The following is a 10,205-nucleotide window of genomic DNA, read 5'->3' as shown; positions in this document are numbered from 1 at the left end:
AATAGCCGCCTGCGCGCGCTTTACGCCCAATAATTCCGGACAACGCTTGCCCCCTACGTATTACCGCGGCTGCTGGCACGTAGTTAGCCGGGGCTTTCTTCTCAGGTACCGTCACTCCGGTAGCAGTTACTCTACCGGACGTTCTTCCCTGGCAACAGAGCTTTACGATCCGAAAACCTTCATCACTCACGCGGCGTTGCTCCGTCAGGCTTTCGCCCATTGCGGAAGATTCCCTACTGCTGCCTCCCGTAGGAGTCTGGGCCGTGTCTCAGTCCCAGTGTGGCCGTTCACCCTCTCAGGTCGGCTACGCATCGTCGCCTTGGTGAGCCGTTACCTCACCAACTAGCTAATGCGCCGCAGGCCCATCCCTTATCGACAGATTGCTCCGCCTTTTATCCTTCCCTCAGGCGAGGAAAGGGATTATCCGGTATTAGCTACCGTTTCCGGTAGTTATCCCAGGCTAAGGGGCAGGTTGCCTACGTGTTACTCACCCGTCCGCCGCTAAGCTCACCCCGAAGGATAAGCTCCGCTCGACTTGCATGTATTAGGCACGCCGCCAGCGTTCGTCCTGAGCCAGGATCAAACTCTCCAATAAAGTATTGAAAAGAGCGATTCGCTCATTTTGAAACATCTGACGAGAATTTACATTCTCAAGATGAATTTCTAAAGCGTACAAGACGCTGCGAAAATCATCAGTTTTGGAATCACCGAAGTGAATTCCGATACTCACTCGTTGTTCAGTTTTCAAAGATCAAGCTCGTTGTCGCTTTCGATGTTCTCGTCAGCAGCAACTCTTATATAATATCACGTTTGTTTCAGAAGCGCAAGCTTTTTTTTTGAAATCCATTTTTCAATCAATTTCAGTCAAACTTTGACGCGCTCTAACAACGCTTACCTATAATACCCCACATCACTGACAAAAAGCAACCCCTTAATCAAAAAAAAGACAACCTGCTAAATTATATTAGCAGGTTGTCTCAATGTCACCGTATTATCATGGTTCTTAGTAGAATTTAGCAGCGCTATATTTGCTCGCAACTTTAGTCAGGCCAACGTCTTTGTTGTTTTTAGCCAGGCCAGCGTCAACTGTAGTATCAATTGTTACCCATTTGCCATTAAGCAGAACTTCATTCCAAGCATGATATGTCGATACATAGCTTGTGTTACCCATTACAAGCTTTGTTGGAATGCCTTCACTGCGAAGCATAGTAGCGAACAAGGAAGCATAGTCATAGCAAATGCCTTTATTGGAGAGCAGTGTGCTGTCATTGTTAGGAATATAGTCCGGTGTTACAGTAGCAGCCAATGCGTTGTCATACTTAACATTTGCTACGATGTAGTTATAGATCGCTTTTACCTTAGCTTCATCTGTAGTCAAGCCTTTTGTAAGCTGTTTAGCTTTCAGTACTGCTTTATCGGAAGAGGTCCATTTCACGTTCTGTACGGAGCTCAAGTATACGGCGTTAGCATTGCTGAGTTTAAGCTCAACATCTTCGGAAGACACCACTTTATATTTGTTACCGGTTGTGTTCTCAAGAACAGATACTTTATAAGTGCCGTTGCCTTGCTGCAGCGGGAAGGATTCTGTCGACTGGGAAGCATACAGATTGTAAGTATAGCTGTTGCCGTCTTTCGTAATCATAACCTTGATACGTTTGTCAGCAGGTACATCATAGGATACTGCAACAACACCTTGATCGAGCTTCGATGTATTCAACCAGCTTGAGTCTGCAGTTGCAGCTGAAGCTGTGCTTGTCTGAACGGAAGTGACAACTACGAACAATGTTAACAGCATGAAATAAAATTTTTTCATGGATAAAACTCCTTTCGGTAGCTGGCTGCCATCCTTACGGGAAGGCCCTCTAGCTTTGCGTCCCTACCTTTCGATAGGTTTGCCATTATCGTGTGCAGCTTTATCTATCTCTTAATCTACCAAAAATACTAGATTTTGGATTGAATAGCCAACAAAAAAAGCCCTTCATTCGGTAGCTGGCTGCCATCCTTACGGGAAGGCCCTTTAGCTTTGCGTCCCTACCTTTCGATAGGTTTGCCGTTATCGTGTGTGCTTTTATAGTTATATACTACCATATATTCGCCCAGATACAAGACCTATTTTACTAGAATTTCAGCATTTTTCAATAAAATTTTCGTTAATTCGCGCTGAATCCTTTTTTGTCTGTTTTCAAGAAAGCTTAGCATGAATAATCAGCCGGTGAGTCGGGTTAACCAGCGGATCACAGGTGATTAGGGTCAGGATTTTATCTTCCCCATTGCCGTTCAACACCGACACATCCGTCGGCTCCACTATAGAAATATCATATACTACGTACTGATACTCCTCTGCACTCGTCTTTATCTTGATGGTGTCCCCGATCTTTACTTCATCCAGCCTGTTAAAAAGCCTGCCGGCTGTTCTGGATCTGTGCGCAGCTATAGCCGCATTGCCTACCTCACCCAGCGGAGCCGTCTCCTTCATATGGGCGGCAGCATGCTTCATATTCGCCTTTGTCGCACCTTCAAGAACAGGAAGCTTCAGATCGATCCGGTCAATCTCAATGATTCCGGTGATTTTGCCGCCCACAGCAATCTCTTCAACGGGCTCCGCAGAAGGCTGTACCTCCTCCTCCTGCACCGACTCTTCAGCCAGCAGCTGGGTCACCTCCGCATAGGGCTTTTGCAGATCCGGTCCGGCTGTTGGTGCCAGTTCGCTGTAGGCTTGTTCAGCTTCCTCCAGCAGTTTAGCCTGCTGCCTGTCGTTGTACCACTCGCTTGCTTTGGGATACAGCATAATAAGGACGCCCGCCAAAATAATCAAATAGGAAAACTTGCGCATGAACATCCCCCTTTATATTCTTGAACAGGGCAGTCCCTGTCCGGGTAATTGCCTAGAACACCCACATACGGCTTCCGAAAAAGTTGATAATTACCGTTACGAACGTAACGAACACCTTGGCTATCAGCACCTGAATGCCGAAGCTGTCCGTCAGAAAATGCATCAGCAGCACCGAAATACCCAGCACGGCCAGATTGAGGATGATAAACCTCACCAGCTGGAGACGGTCAGAGCCGCGCTGGTTAGTTGCCCGGTCACGAAAGGTCACCTTTTTGTTCCAGAAAAAACTATTCGCTGTCCCTGCACTATAAGAAATGACCTGCGCTGGAGCGTTCATCATCCCCAGTGAATGCAGCAGTGTAAATACTGCAAAATCTATCAAGGTATTAAGCAAACCTACGGCGTTGAACTTTAGGAACTGGATAAACCCAGCGTTCAGTCTGTTACTTTTCATAACGTTTGCCTTCCCGTAGGTCCGGATATTCTCCGTCCTCGTACCCTCTCGTTTCCCTTACAATATACAGCGGCCGGTCTTTGGATTCATCATAGATCCGTCCGATGTATTCTCCGATTACCCCCAGCAGCATCAGCACGATGCCGTTAAATAGCAGATTGACGCCGACAATAGAGGTCCAGCCGGGAACTGCCCACGTCGTGAACAGCTTCTGAAACAAGATGAAGAAGAGATATAAGAAACTGGAGAAGGCCAAAAAGAATCCGACATAGGATGCTATTTTGAGCGGTTTATGGGAAAAGGAGGTGATGCCGTCCAGCGCAAACCGGACCATTTTCTTCAGCGGATACTTAGTTTCTCCGGCAAAACGCTCCTCACGCACATATTCGACCATCGTCTGGCGGAAGCCTACCCAGCTTACCAGCCCCCGGACATAACGATTTTTCTCCTTCAGGCCGCGCAGCACATCGCATACTTTGCGGTCAATCAGCCGGAAATCGCCTGTATCAGTCGGAATCTCCACGCTCGTCATGCTGCTCAGCAGACGGTAAAAGAGCTTGGCGGTTACCTTCTTGAACAGCGTCTCCCCATGGCGTTTAAGCCGCTTGGCATAGACAACCTCGTAGCCTTCCTTCCATTTCGCAATCATCTGCAGGATAACCTCCGGCGGGTCCTGAAGGTCGGCATCGATGACCACCACCGCCTGCCCTTCAGCATAGTCCATCCCGGCGGTAATCGCGACCTGATGCCCGAAATTTCGCGAGAAGTCAATCAGCTTGACATGCTCATCACGGCTGCTGATCCCGCGCATAATCTCAGCTGTACGGTCACGGCTGCCATCGTTGACGAAGACCAGCTCGTAGGAATCACCGCATTCGTCCATAACCTTCTTTAGGCGCTCATACGTATGCTGAATGACTTCCTCCTCATTGTACATCGGGACAACTACACTGTATCTGGCTTTCACCCTGTTTCCTCCTAAAAGTTTTATAAGCATGGGCTTCCCTGTATTACTTCGTACAAAACTTGCTTCGAAAGCATACGCTTAGTTACTTAGCCCGCTGGCCCCTAGAACACCCAGGAAGGGAACCAGCGCAGCACAATATTTACATAATCGGCACTAACCTGCATTCCTGACAGTACCGGATAGAACGTGATAAAGAGCACTGCGGCTAGGGCCACATAAGCATAACGGATTTTGGCGGCTCCGGGAACCTTGCTGTCGAGCAGCTTCATAACATAAACAATAGCCAGGATCATGAACGGCACCATTGCAAAATAGTGATACAGGAACGTCTCGCGCGGAACGAGCATCCAAGGCACATACTGTGAGAAAAAGGCGATCCAGAGCATATACAGACTCTTCTCTTTGCGCTTGATTGTAAGCCATACTGTTCCAAGCATCGCAAAAATCCCGGTCCACCAGATCAGCGGATTGCCGATAGTAACAATACTGCTCACCCTGCCCTCAGGCAGCCCTTCTCCACCGCTGAAGAACCATACCGGACGTTTCATAAACGGCCATTCCCACCAGGAGGAGGAGAACGGATGCGTGGCTACCAGCTGGCTGTGATAGTTATACATATTTTTTTGGGCATCAATAAGCCCTTTAATGGTATAACCTTCTGCCGTAACGGACAGCACCGGTATAAAGGACAGGCTGTAGACTACAGCAGGAATAATTACGAAGAACACAACGCAGCTGGCCAATGTAATGATCGTATTCTTCCAGAAGGAGCTGTCGGCTGTCCGGCAGGCTGTCTTAATCTCCTGATCACCGAGCTTGCCTTCCCCAAGCATGCGCCCGGCTGCCCGGTATTCCTTATAGCGGTCAAACAGGGACAATGCGAGCATAACCGCCAGTCCGGCACCGCCATACAGCACAATCCACTTGGAGGCGACTCCGATTCCGAAGAAAAGGCCTGACCAGAACAGCGGCACCAGGGTTTTGCGCAGCGGAACACGGTAGAAATTCATTGTAAAATAGCGCTGCATGAAATAGAACATCAGCATGATGAAGAATACACCGTAGACGTCGATCGTTGAGATGCGCGTCTGGGTAAAATGCATGAAATCCAGAGCAAAAAGCCCTGCGGACAAAGCGGCGTACCTGGTTCTCCCGAACAGCCGCAGGCCCATCATATAGATAAGCGGCAGCATGGCAACCCCGAACAGGGTACCGATGATGCGCCAGCCGAACGGATTAACGCCAAACAGCTCCATGCCTACTCCAATCAGAATTTTACCGAGCGGCGGATGGGTATTTTCATAGGCAACGATCCCGTGGAAATGCTCATACGCAGTCCGGGCATGATAAATTTCGTCAAAATAGGTGCTGTTCATGAAATTCGAATGTTCCGGAACCAGCGATTGCTCGTCAAACAGATTGGCAGGCTCGCCTCTCTTGGCTGCTGCCCCGGCACCCGGTGTCACACCGGCAACAGGAAGCGTGGCTGTGCCGCCCCCCTGTTCATAAAAGGCTATCTCATTCAAGGTAAAGCCTGGCGTGGTAACGGTCAGCTTCACATACCTTGCCGCTACATTTAACGGCTGGCTTTTCCAAATGAAGACATTGCCCACATCCTCGCTTATATCCAGCGGGCTGCCCCAGACGTCAGGGGTCTCACTGAATTCCAGCTTGAACTTGCCTGTGCCTACACCTCCGAATATATTCACACGCTCCAGCTGTCTGCTCTGGCCTAGATCGACATAGAAGCTTTCACCGCTGGCCGCAGGCTCCCACAACGTTTCCGGCGCCTTGGTTGAACCGAGATTCACGAGAGCAATAGCTGTATAGACTGCTGTAATGGCCAGCATCCAGATCCAGTCTTTGCGCTGTAGTCTGAACCGTGGCTTCCCTTTGCTCTCCAGCGGACGTATTCCTTCAGCAAGCGCCAGATCGGCAGCATACTTCTCAGCATCAGTATCCGGGGGTGCCAGCGGCTTGATCTGTTTGCGGATATATACCATATACCCGGTATACAGCGTATAGACCAGCAAACCGAGATTGGCAATCGACGTAACCAGTACAATACCGTCGGTCGGCGGGTTGCCGCCGGCATTGAGATGAGCCAGGGTATAGCCGACATTGATATATTGCGTCAGCGTAAAGCCCAGGAACAGCGTCAGGAAGCGGCGGTCCCTGCTCTCCATATAACTGAACAGAGAGAGAATAAGGGCCGGATAGATATAACGCTCATGCATTTTAGTGCCCAGTACAAACACGACGGCAATCAGCACAATAGCGATGAAATAAGATTTGGACAGGTCCTTACGGTCTTTGCGGAATGAATAATAGGTCGCTGCTGCTACAGCGGCCAGGATGAAAATAAAGCCCCAGACGCGGTAAGTAATACCCAGCCATGTCACATCCATAGCCGACCACATCGGACCCGTGAGTGCATACAGGTTAAACGCATTAACCGTGGAGTACGGGTAGGACGATAAAGTGCTCTTATACAAATTAATCAGCCCGATGAAGCCGCCGTTGTTCCAGAAGAACGGGGCTGCCAGCAGGGCAAAGATCCCCAGCCCGTACAGCGCACCCATAGCAAGCTGCTTCCAGGCCCGGTGATGATAGAAGGCAAACATCAGGACAGGAGTAAAGATCAGCGCCTGCGGTTTAACAAGCACAGCAATGGCGAAGAAAATGGCTGAGCGGACAAAGGTTTTGTTAGCAGCCCCCATTATGCTGAGCAGCAGGAAGATCATAAAGAAGGAATCTGCCTGGCCCCAGGCGGCTGAATCCATCAGCACAGCCGGATTGAACAGGTAGAGCAGCATCAGGCCGGTAGCCATTCCGCCGCCGAGCTTCTTGCGTCCGATCTTGTAAATGAGGCCGGCGAGCACCAGATCCGAGAGGATCGCCGGCATTTTGAAGAGCAGCATTTCTCCCGCTAAACCATGCGTCAGGCCAAACAGGCCGCGGATGGCGCTCAGCAGATATAATATGTACAGGTAACCGGGCGGATAGTCCGCAAAGTAGCCTTTCTCATAGAATCCGCCGGGTCCTTTGTCCACAAGACGCTGCCCCCAGGCAATGAAGGTATTCATATCATTCTCATAACCCTGTGCAGTGATGCCAATCCAGATCCGCAGTATAAAGGCACCCGCGAAGGCGACATACAGCCATCTCGTGTACACGACATCCGGCTGGGCCAGCAGTTTGTTACTGCGCAGTCCTCTATTATACAGAAGGGCAAAAAATACACTGAATACGGCTGAAATCAGCAGGATTTTGGCCGGCGAGACTTTGTGGGGCACAGCTTCTGCACCACCGTTATCGGCAGGCGCAGCCGCTCCGCTGTCCAGTGAAATGAAGCCTGCCCCTTCGGGAAGAGCCTCCAGCTTTTCTACAGACAGGTCATCGAAATAGGCTTTCCCTTGAATAAGGTTGGCATAGCCGCCAAGGGCCGCTCCGACGGCAAGCTCGGTCTGTTCGCTTCCGGTCTGGCCGATAAACTCAAGATATTGCCAATCCCCTCCGGTATCTGTCGTTGCCGGGTACCCGCCGCCGACGCCGACCGGAAAGATATTGGCCCCGAAGCCTTCGCCGGCAATGCTGGCAACTTTGATATACCCGGAAATCTTGTAGTAGCTTCCCGGTGTGACAGTAACCGTCTGGACCCATTTCAGATGATTCGGTTCAAGATTCTCAATGACAGCCGCTTTGCTGCCGGAATGAACCTCCTCAGACTGAACAGAGAGAATCCCTGAGCCGTCTCCGGCAATCCAGGCATCCTTCGTCCAGCCCGCCGGTGCCCCGTCCTCTCCGTCTTCAAATCCCGGATTTTGCAGCAGATTCCCCTCTGCATAAATGCTGGTTACCGGAAATACGAACATCAGCAGCATGAACATAAAGACTGCGGCCGTGCGTAGATTTTTCATCGTTCCAACCTCACCTCATCAATGTTAATCCAGCCGTTCCCGCCGGTTATAATAATTTCTGCCTGATCTCCCTGTTTAAGAGCCACAGCCGGAAGCCGTATCTCATGGTACGCATCCCCTGCTGTCAGTTCCGCTTCAGCCTGCAGGCTGCCGTTCACGAGCAGTCCGATCTTTCCTCCGCTGCCGCCGGCGCTTGCCATAACGGTCAATACATATTCTCCCGGCTCAGACTGGACACTGAAGCTCTGGCTGACGGTTTTGTCCGCCCCTGCATCCAGATAGGCTAATAGGCTCCCCGAGTACGGATTATTGCCGGCAACTCCCGTTCCCGCAGAAAACTCCCAGCCAGCCGGGCCTTCCTCAAAGCCTCCGTTAATCAGTTCATGATTCACTGCCGTACTCAAGGGAACTTCCTCTGCAGCAGAATCCCCGGTAATTATTACCGTATAGTTAGCAAACTGCTTCACGGTATAATCTCCAGCAGCAGCTGCCGGTACCCCTGAGTGATTGCTGACAACATATGCTGAATTTCCTTCCAGTACATCATATCTGCCGAATCTGTATCTGCCAAACGATGAGACCTGCTGAAATGCACCGCCGGGATTAGAGTAAACGACCGAGTCCATGAAGTCACGGGGGCTGATTCTCTCATAAAACAAGACGAAGATATAGGGCATATTGATTTCGTCGGTTACGTAAATATTTCCGGTGGTATGCCCGGAAGCATACTGTATCGCCTCTCCGGCAGATTCGTAAAAGCTGGGGCCGATTCTGTCCGGATATTCCCCGAAATATTCGCTGATAAACAGGCCGAACATGACTGTAAAGGCAGCAGCAGAAAGAATGGCAACCATTTTTATACGGGAATAGAGCCAGATGAAGCCTGCCGCAGAGAGCATAACCAGCGGAATAAAAACAATGTTGATCCGGTTAATGTTAACAGTGGTGATAAAGGCCATAAGTACTGCTGACAGCAGCCAGAGCAGAATAATTCCCTGTTCCGCTCCCTTGCGCCGGTTCTTCCAGGCCGTACTTGCCATGACGATAAGTCCGACGAGCGCAAACGGCAGGGCAAGCGGATAAGCATAACCGTACCATGATAAGGAGTTCCATGGCAGACCGTCGCTTCCGCTCCAGATAATAGAAAGGAATTCACGGAAATTCGCCGCAGCCATCTGCAGCAATTGTCCGCCAAAAACAGAGGAGATTTGTTCCACCCGCGGCATAGTAAGCTTCGGGACAGAAAACAGCGGCGTGGCGATCGCCTGCAGGCCCTCGTAATGATTAATTACTATAAATAATAATATGGGCAGGGACAGCAATACAAATAGCAGAGCATTCCACGCAAGCGTCCGCACTTTAAGCACCCTGCAATATAATAGAAGAATTGCCGTCCCCGCAGCAAACACAGGAACAAAGAAATAGGCCGTTCCGTATGCATATAAAGATAAAGCCAGTACAGCAGTAAAAGCATAAGTCCAGCGGGAATCGGCAGATTGAACCGAACGCATAAGGAAGTATACTGCAATCAAAATCAAAGTCGGAAATAAATTGGACTCCAGCGCCCACCTCGACATCATAATATGCCACGGGTTAATGGCTATAAAGAACATGGCAGCTATGCCTGCCGCCCTGGAAAGGAAAATCCGTTTCATTATTAAATAGAAGAAAACCATTCCGGCAAGTCCCATGATGACACTCAGCGCCCTCACCGACAGCGGAGTCAATCCGAACAACAGGATAAACGGCATGGACAGATAGGCATATAAAGCGTTTTGCCCACTGCCCCAGGCAATCAGATGAACAGGCAATTGAACACCGTTACGGTCTATTCCATAATGCAGAATTGCGTAAGCATCATAACCGATAGAAGCCTCATCCTGGTTCAGGCCGGGCGGAACCGAACCTATGTACACTATCCTTACAATCGCCCCGAGCACGAACAGCAGCAGCGGCCAGGGGTTATTTTTGCAGGAATTAACCATTCTGTTTAGGATGCCGGACAACTTACATCACCTCTTCAACAATATA

At 50.0% G+C, this 10,205-nt stretch carries 6 protein-coding genes, 1 rRNA gene and 2 riboswitches (1 of these 9 cut by a window edge); all 7 genes read right to left on the bottom strand.

Features of this window, described 5'->3' with window-relative positions; all coding sequences use genetic code 11:
* A 16S ribosomal RNA gene (locus AC4G46_RS03130) occupies positions 1-595 on the bottom strand (it extends 953 nt beyond the left edge of the window).
* 408 nt (positions 596-1,003) lie between these two features.
* Positions 1,004-1,813, bottom strand: a complete 810-nt coding sequence (locus AC4G46_RS03125) for a transglutaminase-like domain-containing protein (protein WP_491126646.1) — start codon at positions 1,811-1,813, stop codon at positions 1,004-1,006.
* Between the two features lie 13 nt (positions 1,814-1,826).
* Positions 1,827-1,907, bottom strand: a riboswitch (cyclic di-GMP riboswitch).
* Positions 1,908-1,981: 74 nt separating this feature from the next.
* A riboswitch (cyclic di-GMP riboswitch) is annotated at positions 1,982-2,062 on the bottom strand.
* Positions 2,063-2,182: 120 nt separating this feature from the next.
* Positions 2,183-2,833, bottom strand: a complete 651-nt coding sequence (locus tag AC4G46_RS03120) for a class D sortase (RefSeq protein ID WP_491126645.1) — start codon at positions 2,831-2,833, stop codon at positions 2,183-2,185.
* A gap of 52 nt (positions 2,834-2,885) precedes the next feature.
* The gene (locus AC4G46_RS03115; RefSeq protein ID WP_491126644.1) at positions 2,886-3,287 is read right to left on the bottom strand and encodes a GtrA family protein; all 402 of its coding nucleotides are present in this window, start codon (positions 3,285-3,287) and stop codon (positions 2,886-2,888) included.
* Positions 3,277-4,254 carry a glycosyltransferase family 2 protein gene (locus tag AC4G46_RS03110; protein WP_491126643.1) on the bottom strand — a complete coding sequence of 326 codons (978 nt, stop codon included), beginning with the start codon at positions 4,252-4,254 and terminating at the stop codon, positions 3,277-3,279. The genes AC4G46_RS03115 and AC4G46_RS03110 overlap by 11 nt, the downstream gene beginning before the upstream one ends.
* Before the next feature lie 101 nt (positions 4,255-4,355).
* Positions 4,356-8,174, bottom strand: coding sequence for a glycosyltransferase family 39 protein (locus AC4G46_RS03105; RefSeq protein ID WP_491126642.1), 3,819 nt, complete (start codon positions 8,172-8,174; stop codon positions 4,356-4,358).
* Positions 8,171-10,180 carry a glycosyltransferase family 39 protein gene (locus tag AC4G46_RS03100; protein ID WP_491126641.1) on the bottom strand — a complete coding sequence of 670 codons (2,010 nt, stop codon included), beginning with the start codon at positions 10,178-10,180 and terminating at the stop codon, positions 8,171-8,173. The genes AC4G46_RS03105 and AC4G46_RS03100 overlap by 4 nt, the downstream gene beginning before the upstream one ends.
* Positions 10,181-10,205: the final 25 nt, after the last annotated feature.

It is taken from the genome of Paenibacillus sp. fava2, from assembly GCF_058313675.1.
Note: the sequence above shows the minus strand (reverse complement) of the source record. Positions and strands in the feature narration are given on the sequence as shown.

Coding starts and splice junctions, on each gene's coding strand:
- AC4G46_RS03120 (WP_491126645.1), bottom strand. CDS start 2,833: ATGCGCAAGTTTTCCTATTTGATTATTTTGGCGGGCGTCCTTATTATG.
- AC4G46_RS03105 (WP_491126642.1), bottom strand. CDS start 8,174: ATGAAAAATCTACGCACGGCCGCAGTCTTTATGTTCATGCTGCTGATG.
- AC4G46_RS03125 (WP_491126646.1), bottom strand. CDS start 1,813: ATGAAAAAATTTTATTTCATGCTGTTAACATTGTTCGTAGTTGTCACT.
- AC4G46_RS03115 (WP_491126644.1), bottom strand. CDS start 3,287: ATGAAAAGTAACAGACTGAACGCTGGGTTTATCCAGTTCCTAAAGTTC.